At 55.2% G+C, this 22,470-nt stretch carries 17 protein-coding genes; 8 read left to right on the plus strand and 9 right to left on the minus strand.

The annotated features are described in order from the left end of the window. Window positions 1-8: 8 nt before the first annotated feature. Genes CKQ53_RS11355 through CKQ53_RS11375 form a run of 5 tightly spaced genes read right to left on the minus strand, consistent with a single transcriptional unit; the run spans window position 9 to window position 7,023 of the window. Complete coding sequence (locus CKQ53_RS11355; protein WP_094118802.1) at window positions 9-2,030, minus strand: CocE/NonD family hydrolase; 2,022 nt, start codon at window positions 2,028-2,030, stop codon at window positions 9-11. Then, a complete protein-coding gene (locus CKQ53_RS11360) occupies window positions 2,030-3,652 on the minus strand; it encodes an ABC transporter ATP-binding protein (protein WP_094118801.1) in 1,623 nt (540 codons plus the stop codon). Before CKQ53_RS11360 ends, CKQ53_RS11355 begins: the two co-directional genes overlap by 1 nt. Continuing rightward, complete coding sequence (locus CKQ53_RS11365; RefSeq protein ID WP_100053537.1) at window positions 3,649-4,479, minus strand: ABC transporter permease; 831 nt, start codon at window positions 4,477-4,479, stop codon at window positions 3,649-3,651. The genes CKQ53_RS11360 and CKQ53_RS11365 overlap by 4 nt, the downstream gene beginning before the upstream one ends. Window positions 4,480-4,486: 7 nt before the next feature. Further along, window positions 4,487-5,434, minus strand: coding sequence for an ABC transporter permease (locus tag CKQ53_RS11370; RefSeq protein ID WP_085652407.1), 948 nt, complete (start codon window positions 5,432-5,434; stop codon window positions 4,487-4,489). Next, the gene (locus CKQ53_RS11375) at window positions 5,434-7,023 is read right to left on the minus strand and encodes an ABC transporter substrate-binding protein (protein ID WP_094118799.1); all 1,590 of its coding nucleotides are present in this window, start codon (window positions 7,021-7,023) and stop codon (window positions 5,434-5,436) included. The genes CKQ53_RS11370 and CKQ53_RS11375 overlap by 1 nt, the downstream gene beginning before the upstream one ends. A 1,222-nt stretch (window positions 7,024-8,245) precedes the next feature. Between CKQ53_RS11375 and CKQ53_RS11380 the strand changes: the two genes are divergently transcribed. Genes CKQ53_RS11380 through CKQ53_RS11390 form a run of 3 tightly spaced genes read left to right on the plus strand, consistent with a single transcriptional unit; the run spans window position 8,246 to window position 11,198 of the window. Next, the gene (locus CKQ53_RS11380) at window positions 8,246-10,624 is read left to right on the plus strand and encodes a heavy metal translocating P-type ATPase (protein WP_094118798.1); all 2,379 of its coding nucleotides are present in this window, start codon (window positions 8,246-8,248) and stop codon (window positions 10,622-10,624) included. Between the two features lie 45 nt (window positions 10,625-10,669). Continuing rightward, entirely contained in the window at window positions 10,670-10,885 is a 216-nt protein-coding gene (locus CKQ53_RS11385; protein ID WP_100053536.1) for a heavy-metal-associated domain-containing protein, read from the plus strand. Beyond that, entirely contained in the window at window positions 10,872-11,198 is a 327-nt protein-coding gene (locus CKQ53_RS11390) for a metal-sensitive transcriptional regulator (protein ID WP_036153065.1), read from the plus strand. The genes CKQ53_RS11385 and CKQ53_RS11390 overlap by 14 nt, the downstream gene beginning before the upstream one ends. Window positions 11,199-11,382: 184 nt before the next feature. Here the strand turns inward: CKQ53_RS11390 and CKQ53_RS11395 are convergent, their stop codons facing one another. Further along, window positions 11,383-12,438, minus strand: coding sequence for an EAL and HDOD domain-containing protein (locus CKQ53_RS11395; protein WP_244200941.1), 1,056 nt, complete (start codon window positions 12,436-12,438; stop codon window positions 11,383-11,385). A gap of 773 nt (window positions 12,439-13,211) precedes the next feature. On the opposite strand from CKQ53_RS11395, the gene CKQ53_RS11400 reads away from it, so the two are divergent. Further along, window positions 13,212-14,171, plus strand: a complete 960-nt coding sequence (locus CKQ53_RS11400; protein ID WP_094118795.1) for a chemotaxis protein — start codon at window positions 13,212-13,214, stop codon at window positions 14,169-14,171. A 159-nt stretch (window positions 14,172-14,330) separates the two neighbouring features. Here CKQ53_RS11400 and CKQ53_RS11405 read toward each other — a convergent pair whose 3' ends face one another. The 3 genes from CKQ53_RS11405 to CKQ53_RS11415 all read right to left on the minus strand — a co-directional run bounded on the left by CKQ53_RS11405 (window position 14,331) and on the right by CKQ53_RS11415 (window position 17,442). Further along, entirely contained in the window at window positions 14,331-15,728 is a 1,398-nt protein-coding gene (locus CKQ53_RS11405) for an MFS transporter (protein ID WP_162896352.1), read from the minus strand. A gap of 315 nt (window positions 15,729-16,043) precedes the next feature. Next, the gene (locus tag CKQ53_RS11410) at window positions 16,044-16,469 is read right to left on the minus strand and encodes an ExbD/TolR family protein (protein WP_244200942.1); all 426 of its coding nucleotides are present in this window, start codon (window positions 16,467-16,469) and stop codon (window positions 16,044-16,046) included. A 103-nt stretch (window positions 16,470-16,572) separates the two neighbouring features. Beyond that, a complete protein-coding gene (locus CKQ53_RS11415; RefSeq protein WP_085652413.1) occupies window positions 16,573-17,442 on the minus strand; it encodes a LysR family transcriptional regulator in 870 nt (289 codons plus the stop codon). Between the two features lie 294 nt (window positions 17,443-17,736). Between CKQ53_RS11415 and CKQ53_RS11420 the strand changes: the two genes are divergently transcribed. Genes CKQ53_RS11420 through CKQ53_RS11435 form a run of 4 tightly spaced genes read left to right on the plus strand, consistent with a single transcriptional unit; the run spans window position 17,737 to window position 22,451 of the window. Beyond that, window positions 17,737-18,336, plus strand: a complete 600-nt coding sequence (locus CKQ53_RS11420) for a cysteine hydrolase family protein (RefSeq protein WP_094118793.1) — start codon at window positions 17,737-17,739, stop codon at window positions 18,334-18,336. Next, window positions 18,333-19,397: a hydrogenase expression/formation protein HypE gene (gene hypE, locus CKQ53_RS11425; protein ID WP_085652414.1), complete on the plus strand. Its 1,065-nt coding sequence runs from the start codon at window positions 18,333-18,335 to the stop codon at window positions 19,395-19,397. The genes CKQ53_RS11420 and hypE overlap by 4 nt, the downstream gene beginning before the upstream one ends. Beyond that, window positions 19,369-21,750: a carbamoyltransferase HypF gene (gene hypF, locus CKQ53_RS11430; RefSeq protein WP_085652415.1), complete on the plus strand. Its 2,382-nt coding sequence runs from the start codon at window positions 19,369-19,371 to the stop codon at window positions 21,748-21,750. Before hypE ends, hypF begins: the two co-directional genes overlap by 29 nt. Then, complete coding sequence (locus CKQ53_RS11435; RefSeq protein ID WP_094118792.1) at window positions 21,747-22,451, plus strand: HAD family hydrolase; 705 nt, start codon at window positions 21,747-21,749, stop codon at window positions 22,449-22,451. The genes hypF and CKQ53_RS11435 overlap by 4 nt, the downstream gene beginning before the upstream one ends. Window positions 22,452-22,470: the final 19 nt, after the last annotated feature.

The raw sequence follows: 22,470 nt of genomic DNA on the forward strand, positions 1-22,470 counted from the left end.
GGCATTCATTAACGCGGGATGCGGCGATCCCACTGGCGGTTAAAGACCTCTTGACCGTTGTGCTGGATACGCATATCCGCCGTCACGATAAAGTGGGTGAGATCGCCGCGCAGCTCCAGCGTGATCTCCGCCTCGGTCCACCAGCCTTCACGTCCCATTTTCATCGACTGCGTCAACAGATAGCGGGCCGACAGCGGGTCCTGACTGTTGATGGTCAACTGACGGCGCAGGCTGTGGTCGACGGTAGTGTCGATGTCGTCGAAGCGGTAAACCCCCTCGCCGAACACGCCGCCGACGCCTTCGGTGACGTAGGTCCATGTATCGGTGACGATGTCATAGGACGCGTGACGGTCGACTCGTCCCGGCGACAGCACGGTCAGCGGCGTATCCGGCGCGGTTTTGGGATGCGGGTTGGGACCAGCGATAGGCTGTACCGACTCGCAGACCGGCAGGCGCAGCTGCGCGCTTGCCAGATCGACGCTGAGCGTCGCCGCTTCGGCCATCGGCCAGACCATCGGCCAGTAGGTCGTCGCCAGCGAGACGCGCAGACGATGCCCGGCGGGGAAGCGCCAGGCGATGCCGTCCAGCTGAACGTTGACCTGCACGGTTTCTCCCGGCGTCAGCGGGGTATGACGATCCTGCCCCTGCAAATGGCTCAGATTCACCCAGCCGTGCGAAACGCGAGTCACCGCGCCGTCTTCCGCGACGTCGGACAGGCGCACATACAGCATCGCGGCGGGCTTATCACTTTTCAGCGCGACGCTAAACTGCGGCAGGCCGTAGATCGTCAGCATGTCCTGCAACGGCTCGCTTTCATAACACGTCGCCAGACCGTCGTCGATGCGCTGATCGCTCGGGCTTTCGCCCAATACGCCCGCGCCCATCCATTCTCCGCCCATGACACCGTGGCTCTGCGGCGAACAGACGTTCTGCCAGCCAGCGTGCTCATCCGGCTGGTCGTTCAACTGGCCGCGCTGTAGCCAGAAGGTGCGCGGGGTGGTAGCCGCCGCGGTGTCGCCCTCGATGCCGATCCATTCGCCCGGCGCTGTCGGCCGCTGCGAGCTGGGGCGCTGGCTCTCGTTCATCCACGCCTGCACGCGCGGTCCGTCTAGTACGTCGTTGTCTTCGCCTTTCAGCCAGTGATCCCACCAGCGCACGGCTTCTTGCAGGAAGCCGATGGCCGGTTCTGGCGTTCCGTCCTGCGGGTAAATGTGCGCCCACGGGCCGATGATGGCCTTGCGCGGGACTTCAAGATTGTCCATCAGGCGGAAGACGGCGTTGGTGTAGGAGTCGGCCCAGCCGCCGATCGCCATCACCGGGCACTGAATGTCAGACCATTCTTCACCGACGGAACCATGACGCCAGTACGCGTCGCGCAGCGGATGTTCCATCCACTGGGCGGGGAAGAACGGCATGTTGTCCAGCCGGTGCATCCAGTCCTGATACCAGCTTTCGCCGATCAGCGCCGGGTCCTGCGGACGGCTCTGGTACGCCATCATGATGCCGCCCCACCACAGGTTGTCGTTCAGCAGACAGCCGCCTTTGTAGTGGATGTCGTCGTTATAGCGATCATCGGTCGAGCAGACGGTGATGATCGCCTTCAGCGCTGGCGGACGGCGCGCGGCGAGTTGCAGGCAGTTGAAGCCGCCCCAGGATTTGCCCATCATGCCGACCGCGCCGCTGCACCACGCCTGACGGCTGATCCAGTCGATCACTTCCAGCGCATCTTCCTGTTCCTGCAACAGGTATTCATCGGCCATCAGCCCGTCGGATTCGCCGCTGCCGCGCATGTCCACGCGCAGGACGGCGTAGCCGTGGCCCGCAAACCAGCCGTGCATCGGTTCATCGCGCGTACGGGTTCCGTCGCGTTTGCGGTAGGGAATGTATTCCAGAATGGCCGGAACCGGCGTTTGATGCGCCTGCTCAGGCAGCCACATCCGTGCGGCCAGACGGGTGCCGTCGGCCAGCGTGATCCAGAAATGTTCGGTAACGACGACGTTGTGCGGGAAGTGGGTTACGGTTTCTTTCATCATATTCCTGTCGAAATTTCATTGCCGCGCGTCTCCAGAACTTCGTCGAGCCAGGAGCTGCGCATTTCAGGGACGGAGGTCAGCAGTTTTTCGGTGTAAGGGTGCATCGGGGCGCTGAAGACTTTGCTCGTCGGGCCTTGCGCGACGATATTGCCCTGATACATGACCGCGACCTGCTGAGCGACGCGTTTGACCGTGCCGAGATCGTGCGTGATGAACAGATAGGAGAGCCCCAGCTGCTCTTGCAGCCGTTTGAGCAGATTCAGCACGCCCTCGGCGACCAGCGGATCAAGCGCGGACGTCGCTTCGTCGCAGATAATCAGATCCGGATTGGCGGCCAGCGCTCGCGCGATGCAGACACGCTGCTTCTGCCCGCCGGAGAGTTCGCCGGGATAGCGGTCGGCCAGCGAGGTCGGCAATTCGGTCAGCTGGAGCAGCTCTTCGACGCGGGCGCGCACCTGCTGGCGGTTGTGGCCGAAATAGAAGGCGATAGGGCGGCCGATGGCTTCCAGAATGGTCTGTCGCGGATTCAGTGCGACGTCCGGCAACTGGTAGATCATCTGGATGCGGCGCAGCGTCTCTTTGTCGCGCTGCTGATAGCGGTGCGCCAGTTTGACGCCGTCAAAGATCGCATCGCCCTCGGTATCGTTCAGCAAACCGCACAGCGCCCGCGCCAGCGTGCTCTTACCGCTGCCGGATTCGCCGATGATCGCCAGCGTTTGCCCTTTGGGCAGCGACAGCGAAACATCGTGCACCACCCGTTTGCCGCTGTATCCGGTGCTAAGGCGATCCAGCGTCAACAGCGCGGAAGCGTCGGACTGTGTTTCTTCGCCCGGCGTCAGCGCGTGCGTGCGTTCGGAAACCAGCTGCTGCGTATAGGTTTCCTTCGGCGTCTGCAAAATGACGTCGGTGTCGCCGCATTCCACGGCGCGTCCCTGACGCAGCACCAGAATGCGGTCGGCGATCTGGGACACCACGGCCAGATCGTGCGTGATGTACAGCGCGGCGGTGTTAAACTCCCGCACCAGTTTGCGCAGCATCACCAGCACTTCGATCTGCGTGGTGACATCCAGCGCGGTGGTGGGTTCGTCCATGATCAGCAGGTCGGGTTTGCAGGACATCGCCATCGCCGCCATCGCGCGTTGCAGCTGTCCGCCGGAGAGCTGATGCGGATAGCGTTTACCGATGTTTTCCGGATCGGGCAGATCCAGCGCGGTGAACAGCGTCGTGGCCCAGGCGTTCGCCTCGCTGCGGTTCATCAGACCGTGTCGCAACGGGCCTTCACATACCTGTTTGCCGATGGTCAGCGCCGGATTGAACGCGGCGGCGGCGCTCTGCGCCACGTAGGCGACGCGGCGGCCGCGGATCGCCTGCTTCTGCGCGTTGGAGAGCGGCACGATATCTTGATCGTCGATGCGGACTTCGCCCGCGCTGATGCGGCAACCCGGACGGGTATAGCCCATCGCGGCCAGCCCGATGGTGGACTTGCCCGCGCCGGATTCGCCGATCAGGCCAAGGACTTCGCCCCGTTGTAGGGTGAGCGAGATGTCCTGCACCAGCGCGCGTCCCTTGTCTTCGGTTTCGATACGCAGGTGACGGATGTTGAGTACAGGTTGATTCATGCTTCATCCCCCAGTGACAGGTTGTTGCGCAGCAGCAGCCAGTCCACGACCAAATTGACGCCGATGGTCAGCAGCGCGATGGCGGCCGCCGGATAGAGCGGCGCCAGCAGCCCGAAGTTGATGGCCTGCGCGTTGTCGCGCACCATGCTTCCCCAGTCGGCGTACGGCGGTTGGATACCAAGGCCAAGGAAGCTGAGGCCGGCGATGAACAGGAACGTGAAGCAGAAACGCATGCCGAATTCGGCCAGCAGCGGCGGAATGGCGTTCGGCAGGATTTCCCGCGTCAGGATCCAGCGCAGGCCTTCGCCGCGCAGCCGGGCCAGTTCCACATATTCCTGACACACGATGTCCTGCGCGACCAGACGCGCCAGCCGGAAGACGCGGGTGGCGTCGAGCAGCGCGATAGTGCCGACCAGCACGGGAATCGACGTGCCCAATACCGAGAGGACAATCAGCGCCAGAATCAGGACCGGAATCGACATCAGGGTATCGACGATACGCGTCAGTACGACGTCGACCCAGCGGCCGTAAATCGCCGCGGTGAAGCCGGTAATGATCCCGATGACGAAGGAGCTGAAGGTGATCACCAGCGCAATGGCGATGGTGGTGCGGGCGCCGAACAGAATGCGGGACAGCATATCGCGCCCCAAACTGTCGGTGCCGAGCAGCGCGTCAGCCGACGGCGCTATCCAGATGTCGCCGACCTGCGCGGTTTCGCTATGCGGAGCCAGCCAGGGCGCGAACAGCGCGCCAATCAGATTGACGGCGATAATCAGCAGCCCGATCCACGCCGAGAGCGGCACTCCGCTCATTTTTGTTATTTTCATGCCTGACTTACCTCGTATGTCGCAGTCGGGGGTTACACCAGATAGCCAGCAGATCGGCGACGGTGTTCAGCAGGATATAAGTGCCGCCGAACAGCAGTCCGCACGCCTGTACGACAGGCAGGTCGCGTTTACTGACCGCATCGACCATCAGCTGTCCAATGCCCGGATAGACAAAGACGACTTCGACCAGGATCACGCCGACGACCAGATACGCGAGGTTGAAGGCCACCACGTTGATGATGGGCGCCAGCGCGTTGGGCAAGGCATGACCCAGCACGATGCGCCAGCGCGGCACGCCTTTCAGCAGCGCGGTTTCGATATAACCGGCTGACATGACCGCGCCCACGGAGGCGCGCGTCATGCGCAGCATGTGCGCCAGCACCACCAGCACTAGCGTGAGCATCGGCAGCGTCGCGTTATACAGCCGCTGCGTCAGCGAGTCGTCCGGGCTGACCATCGCCAGACTGGGGAACCAGGCGAAGTGGATAGCGAAGAAAATCACCAGCAGGTAGCCGACGAAAAATTCCGGGACGGAAATGCTTAGGAGCGTCAGCGAGTTGGCGAGCCGGTCGAACAGCGAACCGCGCCAGATGGCGCAGGCAATGCCGAGCGCCACCGCCAGCGGAATGGCGATCAGCGCGGCATAGGCGGCCAGAAACAGCGTGTTCTCCAGGCGCGGTAGCAGCTCTTCACTGATAGGACGCCCGTTGGCCAGCGAGGTGCCGAGATCGCCGTGCAGCACACCGGTCAGCCAGTGCAGATAGCGGCCGACGGCAGGCTGATCCAGCCCCAGCTGGGTGCGCAGCGCAGCAATGGTTTCCGGGGTACCGTTTTGGCCGAGCAGCGCGCTGGCGATATCGCCGGGCAGCAGCTCGGTGCCGAGAAAGATCAGCATGGAAACCAGCCAGAGCGTCAACAGCCCCAGCAAGAGACGGTGAAGGATATGCTTTTTCATTACGACTCCAGCCAGACGCGCTCCGCCAGACGTCCCCCCATAAAGTTGAACAACGGATGGGGAGTGACGCCGCCCAGTTTTTTGCTGGTCGCATCGAGGTAGTCGCCGAAGAGCGGAATCATCGCGCCGCCGTCGTCGCGTGCGATGCTCTGCAGTTCGCCGTAGATGTCGGCGCGCGCCTTCTCGTCGAGCAGGGAACGGGCCTGCAACAGCAGCGCATCGAAGCGGTCATTTTTCCAATGGGCATCGTTCCACTTGGCGGTGGACTGCCAGGCGGTGGAGAACATCTGGTCGGCGGTCGGTCGACCTCCCCAGTAGCCCATGCTGAACGGGGCTTTCATCCACACGTTCTCCCAGTAGCTGTCGGCGGGCTGGCGTTTGATGGTCACCTGAAGGCCCGACTGGTTGGCCTGTCCCTGGAACAGCGCCGCCGCGTCCAGCGCACCGGCGAAAGCGGCGTCTGAGGAGGATAGCTCCAGCGGGAGCGTAGTCAGCCCGGCCTTTTTCAGGTGGAATTTGGCCTTGTCCGGATCCCACGCGCGCTGCGGCAGGTCGTGGTTGAAGAAGCGATCGGTTTTCGGAATCGGATGGTCATTGCCGAGGCTGCCGTAGCCGCGCAGCACAGTGGCCAGAATTTTTTCACGGTCGATGCCGTACTTGATCGCGAGGCGCACGTCGTTGTTGTTAAACGGCGCGGCGCGGCAGTCCATCAGGAACGTGAAGTGCTGACCGCCGGAAGATCGAATGATATTTAGCAGCGGGCTGCGCTTCAGGAAATCGACGGTTTTGAAATCGACGCGGTTGATGGCATGCACCTGCCCGGAAATCAGCGCATTGGTGCGGGCGGTCGGATCGTTGATGACCAGCACTTCCACGGCGTCGACGAACGCGCGGTTCGGCTTCCAGTAGTTCGGGTTGCGTTTGAAACGAGAGCGAACGCCTGGCTGATAGTAGTCGAACGTGAATCCGCCGGTGCCGATAGGGTGTGACCAGTCGGTAAAGCCGTTCGGCACCACCAGCAGGTGATAGTCCGCCAGCAGATACGGCAGATCCGCGTTGCCGCTGTCGAGCGTAATGGCAATCTCGTCAGGGGCGGTGCGGGAGAGTTTCGTGATGCTGGAGAGCTGGGAGCGAATCGCGCTGCGAGACTTTTCGCCGCGGTGCAGATTGATGGAGTAGATGATGTCATCCGCATCCAGCGTTTTGCCGTTGTGGAAGGTAACGCCCTGACGCACCTTGAAGCGCCACTCTTTGGCACCCGGTTCGACCTGCCAGCTTTCTAGCAGCTCCGGCGTGGCCTGATTATTTTCATCGATCTCGACCAGACCGTTCATCAGCATGTAGGCCTGATTGAGCGGCACCCAGTCGCTGAACAGTGTGGGATCGAGCGTATCGCTGGTGTTCCCGCCAGACATACCCAGTTTGAGCGTGCCGCCCCGCCTCGGTACGGCTTGCGCAGCAGAACTACTCAAAGGAAATGAAGAAAGTACACTACTCGCTCCAAGGAGTGCGGCAGTATTGAGAAACGACCGGCGGCTGAACTGAGCCTGCCCGAGCAATTTCTGTAAGTCCGAATGCTCTTTTTTCATTTATTTCTCCCCATGGTGTTGGTTTCATTTGCGTATTGAACACTCGTCGAGGAGTGAAATAGGTCAGTGACCCGTCATCTTACCGATATTTTATATGTTCTGTTTTCCCAATCCATTTATGCCAAAACGCGGCTCAGGATACTGCAAAAGGGGCCGTTTTTCTAATCTTCGACGCCCGGAAAGAAATGTGGGCGAGGAAAAACAGGATGTCACCTCGTGAATTATCGCTGTCACCGGCGCTATTTTCCTATAGCGGAAGGGACGGGGTTAATAGGTGTTTGGCATGATGAATTCTCAGGTTTGTGACCGCATTTCGATGAGGAATGGGCGGGCTAAAAATATCGATGTGGGTCAGTGATACGGTGCTGATGTTTATTCTGTTAAGTCGGGGTGATGCCTCGGGAATAACGACGTAAAGCCCCCGATATGGCGGCGGTAAATAGGTAGGTGTTGAGATGAAAAAATAACGGAAAACCCGGCGGCTTCATTTGGCGTATTTTTAAAAAAGTCCAATGGCATTCATTTATCTGTAATTGAACGGTTTTTTTTTTATGACTTTTAGGGCGGAAAGGGTAAATAAATAGACGATCATTCCTCTTTATTCTTTATTTCATGAGGGAGGAATCAGGTTATTGAAAGATGAAAAAATGAAATTGTGTTGTCCCGTCCTCCATCGTTGAAATAGGTCTGTTTCGAGAAGGGATTGGGGTAGGTATTGTTTCCATTTTGTCCGAAAAAATTGGAGGTATTGACGTTACTCATCCGCCGTTAAATATTTTGATGAAGGTGATGTTTTAATCGGTCGCCGCTAGCTCGGTATCGCCGGTGATTTGAAAGCGCACGCACGGCGTCACCTTCATGAATTAAGCAGGGTATCCCTCTACAGAAAAACACTCCTCACGTTTTCTTATATTTAAAGCCGATTGTAGCGTAGCGATTTTTCAGCGCGGTATTTATCGCTTAATTGGAAGAATAAATAGGTGTTTCTGAGTGAGAAAACACGATATGGCTTCCGTCTTTCACTACCGTGACAAAGCGAGGCGGACAGGACGGTTTAATAAAATACCCTTGGGGGTATCATAAAGCGATGGCTGCGCGTATGTTGTTAGGCAGGTTTTCAACGGTTGCGCGTCAACAGTGCCCCGGTTCCCACGATGTTTTGGGCATGCCGGCTACCCGCGCGATAACCCCCTTGTCTGCAACCAGATTAGGACAGCCCTTTATGAGCCAATCCCAGCCTTTTCATCTTGCCGTCACCGGCATGTCCTGCGCCGCGTGCGCCAGCCGTATTGAACGTGTCCTCAACCGCCTGGATGGCGTCTCCGCCAGCGTGAACTTCGCCAGCGAGAAAGCGGTGGTGCGTCTCGATGATGCGCGCAGTTCGTCCAGCGACGTGATCGCCGCGATCCGCAAAGCCGGGTTCGACGTGGCGGATCAGCGGGTAGCGTTGGCCGTCGACGGCATGAGCTGCGTCGCCTGCGCGGCACGTATCGAAAAGGTGCTGAATAAGGTGGACGGGGTGACGGCGACGGTCAATTTCGCCGCCGGTCGGGCGCAGGTCAGCGTGACCCCCGGTAGTGCTACGCCGGAATCACTGATAGCGCGTATCGAACGCGCCGGGTTTACGGCGCGTCAGGTGACGGCGGGCGATCGGGAGGCCGAGCGTCAGCGGCGCGAGCGGGCTTGGACAAAAGATCGCAATGCGTTGGTGGTGGCTGCCGTACTGTCGTTTCCGCTGCTGTTTGAAATGGTCGCGATGTTTTTCGGGCAGGCACACTGGCTGCCGGGGTGGTTCCAATGGTTGCTGGCGACGCCGGTGCAGTTCTGGTGCGGCCGTCACTTTTATCACCGGGCCTGGAGCGCGTTGCGCAGCGGAACGGCCAATATGGATGTGCTGGTGACGTTGGGAACCAGTGTCGCTTACACGTTAAGTCTGGTGACGCTCCTGACCTCGGAACACGGCGATCTTTACTTTGAGGCCAGCGCCGCCATCATCACGCTGGTCCTGCTCGGCAAGCTGTTGGAGAGCAGAGCCAAGTCCAAAACCGGTGACGCCATTGAGGGGCTGTTACGCCTTCAGCCACAGATAGCGCACGTCGACGTTGACGGCGAATGGCAGGACCGTGATGTGGCATCGCTGCGCAGTGGCGATGTGTTTCTGGTCAGACCGGGCGAGAGTGTGCCCGTTGACGGCGTGGTCATCGACGGATTGTCCGAGGTCAACGAGGCGATGTTGACGGGCGAAAGTCAGCTCGTGGTGAAGCAAGCCGATGCGCAGGTTTACGCGGCGACGCAGAATCATAGCGGCGCCCTGCGAGTGCGTGCGACCAGCGTCGGCAGTGATACCGCGCTGTCGCGTATCGTCCGGCTGGTCGAAGAGGCTCAGGGCTCTAAAGCCAGCGTGCAGCGGCTGGCTGACCGGATTTCCGCGATTTTTGTCCCCGTCGTGATCACGATTGCCGTGCTGACCTTTGTGATCAGCGGGTGGGTGACCGGACAGTGGGAGGCAAGCTTGGTCAACGCCATCGCCGTGCTGGTGATCGCCTGTCCGTGCGCGTTGGGACTGGCGACGCCGACCGCGATGATGGTCGGAACCGGGCAGGGCGCGCGGGCGGGAATCCTGTTTCGCAACGCGAGCGCGCTGGAAAACGCTCAGCAGTTGCAGGTTTTGGTGATCGATAAAACCGGGACGCTGACTGAAGGACACCCTTCCGTGGTCAACGTGCTGCCGGCTGATGGTATGTCGAAGGAGGCGCTGCTGAGTCTGGCGATGGGCCTGGAGCAGAACTCCGAACATCCGCTGGGACAGGCGCTGGTGAAGTATGCGCAGCAGGCCGGGGCGACTGCGGCGGAAGTACACGGATTTAACGCTATCGTGGGGCGCGGCATCAGTGCGCAAGAGGGCGACAGCACAGTGATTCTTGGCTCGCCTACCTTCCTGACGTCGCGCGGCGTGGCTTTTGATACCGCGCTCCCCGCGATGCAAGAGCAAAAGGGGTTGACGGTGGTGGGGCTGGCGCGAGATGACCAACTGCTCGGCTATGTTTGTTTCGAGGATCGGCTGCGTGACGATGCCGTGGCGACGGTGGAAACGCTGCATCGACAGGGGATCCGCGTTGTCATGCTGACCGGCGATAACGCACGGGCGGCGGAGCGGGTAGCCGAGCGAGCCGGGATCCGTCAGTTTATCGCCGAAGTGTTGCCTGAGCAGAAAGCGGAGCAGATCGCTCGCCTACAGGCGGAGGGATACTGTGTCGGCATGGTGGGCGACGGCATCAACGATGCGCCCGCGCTGGCGGTGGCCGACATAGGATTCGCGGTCGGCGCCGGTTCGAATATCGCGCTGGATACGGCGGACGTGGTGCTGATGCAAAACCGTCTCGGCGGATTGCCCGACGCCATTAGCCTGTCGCGCGCGACGCTGAATAAGGTCAGGCAGAACTTGTTCTTCGCCTTTTTCTATAATGTGCTGGGGATCCCGCTGGCCGCATACGGCCTGCTCAATCCGGTGATTGCCGGCAGCGCGATGGCGCTGAGTTCTGTCTCCGTCTTGAGTAATTCACTGTGGTTACGCCGCTGGAAGCCGCGCCGCAAGGGATAAGTGTTTCTCGTGGGTTTAAACAAACGTTCAGAACAGAGGAGTGTGATGATGTCTCATACAGCATTAACGGTTTCGGGGATGGTGTGCGGCGGGTGCGTCAGTAAAGTGACTCAGGCTTTGCAGTCATTGGAAGGGGTGAGTCAGGTTAACGTGACGCTGGAGAGTGGCCTGGTTGACGTGGCGTATGCGGAAACCGACACCGCCAACCCAGACGCGTTCCGCAACGCCATTGAAGAGATGGGTTTCGATGTTGCCGGCTAAGTGCGACGCGTGCCTTGACGCCAGCGCGGGCGAGGCTGACGCGAAGCAGGTGGTACAGCCGCGCAAAAAAGCGTTGTTGAACCGTCTGAAACGGATCAATGGGCAGGTCAACGGTATCACGCAGATGGTGGAGCAAGACCGATATTGCGTGGATATTCTCAATCAGATTACCGCCGTGCGCTCTGCGTTGAGTGCCGTCGCCAACCAGATGCTGGCCGATCATGCCAACGGCTGCGTCCGCAAAGCGGTGCTGACTGACGGCGGCGAGGATGCCATTGCGGAACTGTTGCAGGTGATTCAGCGTATGCGTTAACGGTAAAAGCGTGTCGGCTGTGCCGATAACGCTTTTACCGAAGGCATTTCCGTCTGCCTGTTTTAACCGTCACCCGTATAGACGCGGCGTGCGGTATTTCGCTCGCTGAAAACTCGAGGGATAAGGGAATCTGCGTGTATTGAAAGAGGGGCTATCGGCAGGATAGGCAATATGAGAAGAACAATTATAAATCCAGCAATTCATCAGCCCAGAGGGTGGCTTCGGCGATCAGGTTCAGCATCTGCTCTTCATTAATGTCCAACATCTCCATGTAGGTGTTCACCTGCTCCCAGTTCTGCTTCTCGTAATAAGCAATGATGCTTAAATAGCGCGCTAACTCCCCGGCGTTGTCCATCAGTGCGCGTTTGATATGCGATGACACGGGGATTTGCTCCAGCAAAAGGTCCATCGGAGAATCCAGAATGGCGTCCAGCATGGAAAAAAGGCCGCACAAAAAGGCCTCGAACGGATCTTCGCGGCCGTGCAGACGGATCGACAACAGCTCACAGAATTTCCCCCGGATCAGACTCATACGATAAAGCTCGCAGGATTTATCCTTGCTCCCCATCGTAATGCTGATCAACGAAATAAAACGCCGTAATTCCCGTTGTCCAAGAAATATCGCGATACTGCGAAACGACATGGAGGTCGTGATGGCTGACAGGTTGGCCTTGTAGCGGAAATTGTTGAAGTACCGCATCAGTTTGTAGGCCAGCGATAAGTCGCTGTTGATCAGGCGCTCAATTCGGTCGTAGTTAAGCTCCCGCTCGTTGGCTTCCTTGAGCAGTTGAATGGCATTTTTATGATCGTTGGAAAGCCGTTTGGCTTTGAACATCTGCGGGTGGCTGAAGAAGTAGCCCTGAAACAGCGTAAATCCCATCGCCTTGACGCGCAGGAACTGCTCGTTGGTCTCGACTTTTTCAGCCAGATAGCTGAGGTGCTTGTGCCGCAGCGTGCTGATATAGCGTCCGATCTCTTCAAAGGTTGACTGCTGCAAGTCGAACTTGAGGATATCCACGTAGGGCAGAAAGCGATCCCAGCTGGGGTCCATACTGAAATCATCCAGCGCCAGCGTGAAGCCTTTTCTCTTTAGCCTTTTAACGGCCGAAAACAGCTCTTCATCCGGCGTGGAGTTTTCGAGTATTTCAATCACGACTTTGTCCGCCGGTAATATTTCCGCCTGACCATCGATAAGCAGCTGATAGGGAAAATTAATATAGCTGGGGTGATCACTGGTCAATTTATTCAATGGGGTGGTGAGAAATTGTTCTGATATTAGCTGGGCGGTGGCATATTCCGGGCTGACGTCAGGAAATTTGTTGGTAATACCTTGGCGAAATAAAAGCTCATAAGCTACGGGTTGTAAGCGCTGATCTAAAATGGGTTGCCGTGCAACGAACGAATACATAAGAAACCTCCAGACTGAAAAAGGTAAAAAGAGGTAACTGGATCCTTATTAACAAATTATTCCCTGTAATATTATTTTGTCCCTATATAGCCGGAGGGGCAGTACCATCTTCCTTCAACAATTCTAACAGTGTTTTGATTTTTTTCTGGCGGATGCCCCTGTTTTCAATCGACTATCCTTGACGGTTTCTCACCAGGAGCGGCCGCCAGCATGGCCTCAGCCCTTGGCGGATGGGGACATGCCGCGCTACCCGATTGATTCCAGAAGGATTTAACAGACTAATAAATTTTTTTTAAGAAACGGCCGCAAAGGTGTCTTAAGGTGATGTCTATGGGTGTGATTGATAATGACGTCATTCCACGCTGATGGAATCCCCGTCGCAGGGGCATTTATCCCTGAAGAATAATTTATTGTCTAAAGGATAAAAAAGACGGCTATTGTTAGCATATAGTTTTCATTTCTACAGCCGATAACAGGCAAGAGTAAGTTGAATAACATGACTGAGTGCACACGGCTTTGGGCGGATGTCGTTGATTAACGCGCTTATTGACTCGTTACGACGGCCGGCCAGACATTAATGAAGTATTCGTATTATTGAGGACTGCATGGATAATTTTCAGAAAGATATCGATGAGAGGACCAACCTCACATCCGCCAACAAATTTGAACTTCTCTTGTTCAGATTGGGAGGCTCCGAGCTGCAGGGGGGCGATTCCGAGCTGTTCGGCATCAATGTCTTCAAGCTGCGTGAAATTGTTCCCATGCCGTCGTTGACTAAAGCTGTGGGTATGAAGCCGCCGATGATGGGGATGGTCAATATCCGTGGACAGGTTATCCCCGTGATCGATCTCCCTGCGGTGGCGGGATGTAAGCCGGAAACCGGGCTGAATATTTTGCTGGTGACGGAGTACGCGCGCAGCACCCAGGCGTTTGCGGTGGAGTCCGTTGACGATATCGTCCGTCTGGACTGGAGCCAGGTGCTGACCGCTGAGGCGGGCGTCGGCAGCAGCTACATCACCAGTATTGCACGGTTGGATAGCGATAAAGAGAGTAACAATCTGGCGCTGGTGCTGGACGTCGAGCAGATCCTGCACGACATGATCCCGGTTGACCGCGATATTCATATCAACGATATGGAAAACAAAGCGTTCCCGATCAAACCCGGTTCGGTGGCGATTGTCGCCGAAGACTCCAAGGTGGCGCGTTCGCTGCTGGAGCAGGGGCTGGAACTGATGCAGATCCCGGGTCAAATGCACGTCACGGGTCAGGAAGCGTGGAATAAAATCCAGCAGATGGCGAAACAGGCGCAGGCAGAAAACGTGCCTATCTCCGATAAGATCGCGTTCGTGCTGACCGACCTGGAAATGCCGGAGATGGACGGTTTCACGCTAACGCGTCATATCAAGGGTGACCCGTACCTGAAGCATATTCCGGTGATCATCCACTCCTCGCTCTCGGGGAGCGCCAACGAAGATCACGTACGCAAAGTGGGCGCCGACGCTTATGTCGCGAAGTTCGAAATCAACGAACTGGCGGCTGCGGTTCAGAGCGTGCTGGTGAAGTAAACGCCGAGCGCGACCTGCAAAACTCCACCGACATCACGCTTGCGATGTCGGCGGAGACATCATCTACCCCGACGTCCTATGCCCCACATTCCGCCCTTCGCGTTGACAACGTTTAATCCCATCACTTACGCCCGTTGAACGCGGTGCCTCTCACGACGTTTATTCATTCACGACCGAGTGGGCGTGGACTAACCGACGCCGTCTTAGATTCAGTATCAATGCCACCAGGCTGAAGCCCATCGATGCCGAGAGGGCAAGATAAGCGCCTTCGCCGGCGGACAGAGAGAAGCACAGCCCGGCCAACGCGGCGCCCCATGCTTGTCCATTCACGCGGGCGGCTGCCTGCATCCCGCCCGCGGCTCCGCTGCGGCTGCGCGGTGGAGCTGAAAGCATGTCGCGGCTGTTCGGCGACTGGAAAAAACCAAACCCGACACCGGCTAAAAATAACCCGCAAAGCAGCCAGATATCCGTGGTGCCGTGCGGCAACGCCATAATCATTACCAGCCCGATAATCTGCAGGCCGGCGCCGATGGCGCACAGACTCCCCGCCTGAACCCGGTCAACGAACGAAGACAAACCGAGATTCGCCAGCGATGATCCGACAGGCCAGGCTGTCATCAGGAGACCGGTCTGCACGATAGTTCGACCGAGCGAATGCTGCATATAAAAGGGCAGGGCGACAAACGCGCACATTTGCGCCGCAAACATGCAAAACGACGCGGCGATCGCCCAGCGAAAGCGCGGGATTTTGAACAGATCGAGCGGAAGCAAGGGCGACTCGTCGCCGAGGCAGCGTTTTACCAACCGCCAGAGACATATCGCGGCGGATAGAATCAGCGTTAAGGCCAGCGCGGGGGACTCATTAAGCTCATTGAGACCGATCACGCCGAGGCTCATACCCAACGCATTGAGCACGATGGCCTGCAGATCGAACTTGCGCGGTTGACGCGGCGTCATGGGCAGCGCGCGGGCGCAGATCAGCGCTAACACCCCGATGGGGAAGTTAATTACAAACAGCCATTCCCAGGGGGCGACGGAGAGCACCGCAGCGCATATGGAAGGCCCGGCGGCAGAGGACGCGGTCACGACAAACGCATTGCGCGCTAGCCCCCGGCCGAACGTTTTCGCCGGGTAGGTATGACGCAACAGCGCTGACGTACAGCACATGATGGCTGCCGCTCCTACGCCCTGAATGATGCGCGCGGCGATCAGGCCGGACATGGAGTCGGCCAGCGCGCAGCCTAATGATGACAAGGTAAATACTACCACGCCCGCGCTGAACACTTTTCGGTAGCTTATGAATTCGCCCAGCGCGGCCATCGGCAGCAGCGTGGCGATGATGGCGAGCTGATAGCCATTGACGACCCACACTGAGGTCTGCGCGCTGGCATTCAATGAGTGTGCGATGGTAGGGAGCGCGACATTCGCTAACGTGCCATCAAGCACGCTCAGTACCACCGCCAGAGAGACGGACAGGATCGCCCACATCCGCCGTGAACCGGGAATGCCCTCTTCCTGAGAGGGGATGGACGTCTGTGCAGGGGACGAAGGTTTCATTGTTACAAACATCTCCAGGCCGCAGTCCTGAAGACGAGAACGGCACTTTTCTGATAAGTCTGCTTAATCGATATGAGCGTTAACTGTCTAAAAATAAAAGGAAAGCGCTGAGCTTCCCTATGGACTCATTATGGTATCTATCCTGAAAAGAGATCAACTGACCTGATTTTTTTTAGCGTAAAAATTCATGTTATCGGCGCTAATGCATTGATCGGGGAGGTAATGCGTTTTCCGCGTTCTAAGGTCTGTCGCGCCGCCCCTTATCCTGACGGCGCTTTTTGGGAGCGTGAAAATCTCGTTTATTGCGCGGTTTTATCAACAACAAAGTCTGACGTTGTCAGGCCAACGCTTTGCGCACTGATCATCACAAAAGCGACGCGGCCATATTCGGCGGCTTTGTCGGCGTATATACGCAAGTGGGGCAGCGAGGGACGTTTTTGCCGTCTCTTCCAGCCGGGATTTTAAGGTAGTGTCATCTACGGGCTGTTTATCCCGAGCGACACAGCCGTCGGCGAGCACCGAAATATCGATGGCCTGTGGGTCTTTATCCATTACGCTGGCATTCGCTTTAGGTAGATTGACTTTTACCGCATGGTTTATCACCGGCAGGCTCATCATAAAGACAATCAACAGCACCAGCATGACGTCAATAAAAGGCATCATATTGATATCGTTGGCCCGTGCGAAATGGCTGAACGCGATCGGCGGATGCTGAATCCGCGGTGCGTAGTTCGGTGACATCGGTGCTGGTAATACGTGAACGGGTAAGATAACAGGCGTACAGGTCATGGGTAAAACGAGCGATGGCAGGGTGCGGTTGCGGCATGAGTCCGGCCGAAGAGAGTTATGACTTTTTTGATATAACCATTTTTAAAAAATTATCTCGCAGAATATCTTGAATATGAGGGTTCCACGCAATTCCAATATTCCACATAATATTTTTACCCATGGGTTTAATAAGAGAAACCCCGGTAGGCAGAAAATGGCTCACGCCTGCGGGTAATAATGCAATGCCGTTTCCCTCAGCGACTAATGCTAATAAGGTGTGGATATCATCTGCTGCGGACGCGGGTTTACCAGTGAGAGCGTTTTCTTTGAGGAATTGCTCTACCTGTTCTGCCAGACCACGTCCACGTTGGGGCGTGATTTGTAAGAGTGGGTATTTATTGAGTATTGGCTGGATGTTTGCAGGATCGGCATGAACCCCCTGAGGGAGGGCCAAGACGAGAGTTTCTTCCATAATTGCCTGAAACTTAAGTTGATCTGTGCAGGGTAACCGTGTAAATCCAGCCGAAAGGGTGCCCTCTAATAGCCTATGGCATTGTACGTTTGATGGGATATCGTTGAGCGATATTTCTACATCGGGGTATTGTTCCCGAAAAAGATTGACCCATCTTGGCGCTATTTGAAACGAGGATATTCCAAATCCCAGCGTTAATTCACCCACCGCCCCTCTCTGTATGCGCCGTGTATATTCCGTGAAAACATCATAATGCTTCAACAATTCTTGACTCTTGGAATAGAGCATCGCGCCACACAGGGTAAGTTTTGTACCATGACGACCTCGATTAAAAAGCGTCATCCCCGTCAGATTTTCGAGTGACTGAATCTGTTTAGTTAATGCAGGTTGGGTCATGCACAGGGCTTCTGCGGCCTCATGGTAACTTCCTAGTTCAGCCAGAGTAGCAAATGCTCGTAGCAGCTTCAGATTCATACCCATTCCAGTTGTTTATCTAATATGGAAAAAACGGAATTATACAAACTATACCCGCATAGCTCAGATTGTCATTAGTTTTCAAATTGGGCGGTTATGTGAATGTCGAATTAAGAATATCGTTATGAAACAGATGAATAATTATATTTTTTACATGCATTAAATGCGCTTGCAGGGGTTATTACAGATTCAATACATTCACTGCTGACAATACTGATGTGCTAGCGAGGCTTAATTATCACTACTTGAATTCATAATGATTTTTCATGTTTTTTCAATGTGTAAGGATTCACTATGCCAAACGTCGCTGTTCTCACTAATGATCTTCAATACGAGTTCACATACAAAATAACGACAGATCAACAGGAGTTGAGGGAAAAACTGACCAAATTTAATGAGTTTCTTGATGGTGTCAGAAGCGCGGGGCACGCCATCATTCATTTACAGCTGATCCATGACCCCGATGATCCGGCAGTCCAACGCCGATATCGCAATCGCGCGGCAGGCATTCCGGCTATTGCCGGCACACCTGGTAATACCATCATTGATGCCATCCATCATCCATCGGACGTCATCGTTATCAAAGGGCGAGATAGTGGGTTTTTCGAGACAGAATTAGATAAAACGCTGCAAGCGCTGGATGTCAAAACAGTCGTCGTGACTGGATTACAGACGCATGTGTGTGTTCAGACGACGGCCGCAGATGCTTTCTTCCGGGGTTACAATGTTTGGGTTCCCGACGATTGCGTTTTTGCGCCTTCCGCAGAGGATACCGATCGAGCGCTGCAATGGCTTGCGGGCTATTGCGCCACCGTCGCACCGTCAGTTGAAATCTTATCGCTGCTTAACAGCATTGGCGACCTGCCTGAACGCGGTGAAAGGAAACCAGCATGAGCATACCTGATTCTCACTATGATAATGAGCTTGGTCCGGACTTGTTCGCGCCTGCGGGAGAAACCGTGATTTTGGACCATGGGACGGGGGCAAAATTAAGCCGGGAACTGGTCGAACGTATTTCCGCCACGTTGGAGGAGACTTACCTCGGGAAAATGGAAGATAGTGCGTTACTGGAACTCCCTTCCCATTGTATCGCGTTGACTACCGACTCTTTCGTGGTGACTCCGCTTATATTTGGCAATGGCGATATTGGTAAAATTGCCGTGTGCGGCACCGTTAACGACCTCGCGGTAAGCGGTGCCCGTCCACTGTATCTCACGCTTAGCCTCATCATTGAAGAGGGGATGCCGATGGCAGATTTACTGCATATCATCGCCTCCGTGCGTGACACCGCGCGGGCGGCGGGCGTGAAGATCGTTGCCGGAGACACGAAGGTTGTTGGTAAAGGTGAGGCCGATCAGCTCTTCATCAATACGGCAGGAGTAGGGGTGTTGGAACGACCTCCAGTCTCTGTACAAAACGTCAGGCCAGGTCAGAAAATTATCCTCAGCGGTTATATAGGGAATCATTCCATTCACCTTTTATCCATTAGAGAAGGTCTAGGGTTTGAACGTCATGTCTTGAGTGATTGCGCGCCGCTCAATCACATGATCGAAAGCGTTTTACGCGATATCCCGGCGGGGAAAATCGCCTCTATGCGAGACGTCACTCGCGGGGGGCTTTCGGCGGTCTTGCATGAACATGCCCGGACTGCGTCATGCTCAATCTTTTTTGATCAACAAGCACTACCGATCTTACCGGAAACAGCGATGGCAGCTGATATGTTAGGCGTGGATGTCATCAACCTGGCTAATGAAGGCTGTCTCTGCCTGTTTGTTGAACCGGATGTCGTTGAAGAGGTGCTTGCGCGACTTCATGATCATCCTTTGGGTAGAAATGCAGCGCTGATTGGGGAAGTTAGGGCGGGTTCTCAGCCTGAGGTGTTTAAGGTCGAACCAGATGGCTCTCAGACGATGATTGAGGAACTTTATGGTGCGGAACTCCCCAGACTTTGCTGAGTCATCAGAAGAGGGCGATACCTGCAGATATCGCGTCTGCGGAATTGTTCAGGGGGTCGGTTTCAGACCCTTCGTCCATCGCTTAGCGCGACGTTATGGGGCCACCGGCTGGGTGCTCAATGATTCTGAAGGCGTTTTGCTGGAACTGCAGGCCCCTTCCGACATCATTGCTAAAATCATTAACGAACTCATGTCACAGCTACCACCTTTGGCACGTATTACGACTTTACGGCAAGTGGCATTGGATGCGCCGGCCCCCCGTTACTCAGGCTTTGATATTAGGAAAAGCCAAGATTTAGCCTATATGGACACGATTATTCCTCCAGATGCGAACGTCTGTGACGACTGCTTACGGGAGATGAGAGATCCAGGCAATCATCGTTACCGTTACGCTTTCATCAACTGCACCAATTGTGGTCCTCGTTACTCTATTATTTTAGGCATGCCGTACGATCGGATACAAAGTACGATGCGCTCGTTTGTCATGTGCTCTCAATGTGACCATGAATACCATGACATTGAAGATCGTCGATACCATGCACAGCCCAATGCCTGTCCTGTCTGCGGTCCACAATTACAGCTCACAGACTGTCACGGTAAGACAATAAAAGAAGCGGATGACATAATACGTTTCACTATCTCTAAACTGGTAGAGGGCGCTATTGTCGCGATCAAAAGCCTTGGCGGCTTTCATTTAGTCGTGGATGCCAACAATACCGATGCGGTTAAAGAACTACGCCGACGCAAACATCGGGGGGCAAAACCATTCGCGGTGATGGTCGCCGATAGCAGCCGTGCAGCGCGGTGGACATGGGTGAGTCCCGAAGATGAGGCACTGCTTGAGAGTGAAGCACGTCCTATTGTATTGCTACCTAAGCGATCCGAGACGTTGCCAGAAGCTGTCGCGCCGAAAAATCCCAATCTGGGCGTGATGCTTCCCTCGACGCCTCTACAGCATATGCTGCTTGAAGATCCCAGACTTTCTGTCGTTGTCATGACCAGCGGCAATCTCTCCGGCCATCCGATTGTCATTGATAACCATACGGCAATCGAACAATTAGGCGCTATTGCCGATTATTTTGTGTTAAATAATCGGGATATTCGTACTCGTGTCGATGACTCTGTCGTACGTGTGATCAAACGAGCACACTCACCTGAGACAGAGATCTCTTTTTTGCGCCGATCGCGTGGCTATGCGCCTTATCCTATCCATTTGCCCTATTCAGTCGGAAATGTCGTGGCCTTAGGCGCAGAGTTGAAAACGACGGTAAGCATTGGAAAAGGCAAACAGGTTTTCATCAGCCAGCACATTGGTGACTTGAAAAACGAGACGACTTTCACATCACATGGCGATTGCGCCAGACACTTGCAAGGGTTGCTGGCGGTACAAGCCGACGTTTTAGCGTGTGACATGCATCCGGCCTTTCGCTCCACGCGAAATGCGCTCGGGCAATCAGATATTCAAGTAGTCCAAGTCCAACATCACCACGCTCACATGGCATCGTGCATGGCTGAGAATGGACTTTCTGGGAAGACGATGGGTGTGATTTTTGATGGCACAGGGTATGGCCCTGATGGGACGATCTGGGGCGGCGAGTTTTTATTTGGAGATTTTGACGAGTTCGAACGCGTCGCCCATTTACGCCCAATGCTATTACTTGGCGGTGATAAAGCGGTTAAGGAACCTCTCCGGGTGGCAATAGCATTACTGGTTGATACATTCGGTGAAAAAGTAGAAAACGTTATGGATTTGCCCGTTATTCGAGACTTGCCCGAACAACGGCGGGACGTGTTTACCAAAATGGCGGCAAGAAATATTAATACGACTAAAACGACCAGCATGGGGCGCCTTTTTGATGGAATATCTGCTCTTATCGGTATTTGTACTGAGGTTGAATATGAGGCTCAGGCCGCCATTGAAATGGAAGCCCTTTTATTACGTGATTTCCACATGGTTAAACCGCTCGACTATGGCATAGAGGAAAATAAAGAGGGGAGGCTGGAGGTCGATTTCCGCCCTATGATTACAGAGCTGGTTCAGCTAATCAGAGCGGGTATCGTCGATGCTGCCGAGCTGAGTAGACGTTTTCATTCAACCGTCGTAGATATTATTAGTGAAGTTTGTTTACGCATGACCAAACGGCATGGAGTGAATAATATTGTGTTAAGTGGTGGTGTTTTTTGTAATGAGTTTATTTTAATCAATACGCTTCACTCTCTTGAGTCTCAAGACCTTAAACCTTATTTCCATAAATTAGTCCCGACTAACGACGGTGGTATATCACTGGGTCAGGTTGTGGTTGCCGCAAATAAAATTAAAAAAGAAAAATTAACTGAGAGAGATAAAACATGAATGCATCACTGGAAAGTTTTTCTGCGGTCTTGTTTGATATGGACGGTGTGCTCATCGATTCCAGGACGGTTATTGAAAGGGCATGGTGTGAGGCTGCGCAGATGTATGGCCGTCGAATTAGTGACGAAGATATGCAAAAACATATACATGGACATCCCGGGCCATACACCATCAAAACGCTATTTAACGATCTTCCGATATCCGACCAAAAGCGGGTTCAAGAACATATCATTCATGTCGAAAATACGGCGGATTGCGATCCTATTCCTGGCGTGGAAAAACTTATCGCCTCTTTGGGTGAAGCAGGTATTTCTGTAGGTATCGTCACAAGTGGCTGGCGACAAAAGATTGATCGTGTCATCGCGTTACTTCATGCTGAGCAATACATCTCGGTCATTATTGAAAGAGACGACGTGACCCGGGGGAAACCCTATCCTGACCCTTATCTTCTGGCTGCGCAGCGGGTGGGAATCCCTTCAAGTAAAACGGTGGTCTTCGAGGATGCAAAGAGCGGCGTGACTTCGGCTGTCGCAGCCGGTGCCTTTTGCGTTGGGGTGGGTGATGAAGATTTACTGCCATTAGGCGCCAAAGTGATGATCCCCGATTTCCGAGACGTAACAGTATCAAGCAACACGACAGACAGCGCGATACTTTCATTTTGTTTCAATCACCAGGTTTTGATGGAACGCTTACCCTCCTAGCGTCATGGGCTACCAGCAG

Origin of the sequence: Lonsdalea britannica (assembly GCF_003515985.1) — a bacterium.
In the GTDB taxonomy this organism is placed as follows: domain Bacteria; phylum Pseudomonadota; class Gammaproteobacteria; order Enterobacterales; family Enterobacteriaceae; genus Lonsdalea; species Lonsdalea britannica.

What these genes read in the sequence shown, in the direction of transcription:
- CKQ53_RS11355 (WP_094118802.1), bottom strand. Translation starts at nt 2,030, where the DNA reads ATGAAAGAAACCGTAACCCACTTCCCGCACAACGTCGTCGTTACCGAA.
- CKQ53_RS11360 (WP_094118801.1), bottom strand. Translation starts at nt 3,652, where the DNA reads ATGAATCAACCTGTACTCAACATCCGTCACCTGCGTATCGAAACCGAA.
- CKQ53_RS11365 (WP_100053537.1), bottom strand. Translation starts at nt 4,479, where the DNA reads ATGAAAATAACAAAAATGAGCGGAGTGCCGCTCTCGGCGTGGATCGGG.
- CKQ53_RS11370 (WP_085652407.1), bottom strand. Translation starts at nt 5,434, where the DNA reads ATGAAAAAGCATATCCTTCACCGTCTCTTGCTGGGGCTGTTGACGCTC.
- CKQ53_RS11375 (WP_094118799.1), bottom strand. Translation starts at nt 7,023, where the DNA reads ATGAAAAAAGAGCATTCGGACTTACAGAAATTGCTCGGGCAGGCTCAG.
- CKQ53_RS11380 (WP_094118798.1), top strand. Translation starts at nt 8,246, where the DNA reads ATGAGCCAATCCCAGCCTTTTCATCTTGCCGTCACCGGCATGTCCTGC.
- CKQ53_RS11385 (WP_100053536.1), top strand. Translation starts at nt 10,670, where the DNA reads ATGATGTCTCATACAGCATTAACGGTTTCGGGGATGGTGTGCGGCGGG.
- CKQ53_RS11390 (WP_036153065.1), top strand. Translation starts at nt 10,872, where the DNA reads ATGTTGCCGGCTAAGTGCGACGCGTGCCTTGACGCCAGCGCGGGCGAG.
- CKQ53_RS11400 (WP_094118795.1), top strand. Translation starts at nt 13,212, where the DNA reads ATGGATAATTTTCAGAAAGATATCGATGAGAGGACCAACCTCACATCC.
- CKQ53_RS11405 (WP_162896352.1), bottom strand. Translation starts at nt 15,728, where the DNA reads ATGAAACCTTCGTCCCCTGCACAGACGTCCATCCCCTCTCAGGAAGAG.
- CKQ53_RS11410 (WP_244200942.1), bottom strand. Translation starts at nt 16,469, where the DNA reads ATGTCACCGAACTACGCACCGCGGATTCAGCATCCGCCGATCGCGTTC.
- CKQ53_RS11415 (WP_085652413.1), bottom strand. Translation starts at nt 17,442, where the DNA reads ATGAATCTGAAGCTGCTACGAGCATTTGCTACTCTGGCTGAACTAGGA.
- CKQ53_RS11420 (WP_094118793.1), top strand. Translation starts at nt 17,737, where the DNA reads ATGCCAAACGTCGCTGTTCTCACTAATGATCTTCAATACGAGTTCACA.
- hypE (WP_085652414.1), top strand. Translation starts at nt 18,333, where the DNA reads ATGAGCATACCTGATTCTCACTATGATAATGAGCTTGGTCCGGACTTG.
- hypF (WP_085652415.1), top strand. Translation starts at nt 19,369, where the DNA reads ATGGTGCGGAACTCCCCAGACTTTGCTGAGTCATCAGAAGAGGGCGAT.
- CKQ53_RS11435 (WP_094118792.1), top strand. Translation starts at nt 21,747, where the DNA reads ATGAATGCATCACTGGAAAGTTTTTCTGCGGTCTTGTTTGATATGGAC.